The 690-nt window shown below is 71.9% G+C and carries 1 tRNA gene; it reads left to right on the top strand.

The features are described 5' to 3' along the window. The first annotated feature begins 426 nt into the window (after positions 1 to 426). Positions 427 to 498 (top strand) — tRNA-Arg (locus ACFWY9_RS14075). Positions 499 to 690 lie beyond the last annotated feature (192 nt).

Genomic DNA, 690 nt, shown 5'->3' with positions numbered 1-690 from the left:
GTCCACAGTGGAACCGGGCGGCCGGGCCACCAGGAACGAGACGGAGTCGCGCTACCCCCCGCCGCCCCCGCAACCCCCCCCACACCCCCCGCCCCCCGTCTCCCCCCACAACCACCCCCCCCCCCACCCCCCAACACCGGCATCGCTGCCCCGGACGGACCGGCGAGCGATAATGCGTTGACCGTCCCTCTGCCCGCCTCCAGAATGACAGCCACACCGAGAACGAAAGGTCGTCATGACGGACAACGGGCAGCACCCGGCTTGGCACGGTTTCCCGCGCCCGGCACACTGCCGCTGTCAGCGCACGTTCTCGCAGGTAGGCAGGGCGGACTCCCGATGAGCTGAATTACCCAGCACGTCAGGAGCCGCCCACGGGAAACCGTCAGGGCGGCTTTTTCGTGGCGTACCGGTTTTCTCTTTTCCCGCACCCCCGTAGCTCAACGGAAAGAGCGCGGCAGCGCGCCTGCCGGGGTTCAGGTTCGATTCCTGACAGGGGTACCGCTGGAACCGGCGATTGTATCCGGCGGGCCGGGGTGGCAGTCACTGCTGCGCTGGTCGCCGTGCCGGTTTCCAGGCCAACCACAGTCTGGGGGGGGGGGGGGGGGGCGGGCGGCCCCCCCCCCCCCCCCCCGCCCCCCGGGGTGGAGACCCCGGGCCCGCGGAGAGCCCCCGCGCGCGGGGCCAAAAGAG

The sequence above is a fragment of the Amycolatopsis sp. NPDC059027 genome (assembly GCF_042739735.1).
In the GTDB taxonomy this organism is placed as follows: domain Bacteria; phylum Actinomycetota; class Actinomycetes; order Mycobacteriales; family Pseudonocardiaceae; genus Amycolatopsis.
The sequence above is the reverse complement of the archived record's forward strand: the minus strand, read 5'-3'. Positions and strand labels throughout refer to the sequence as shown.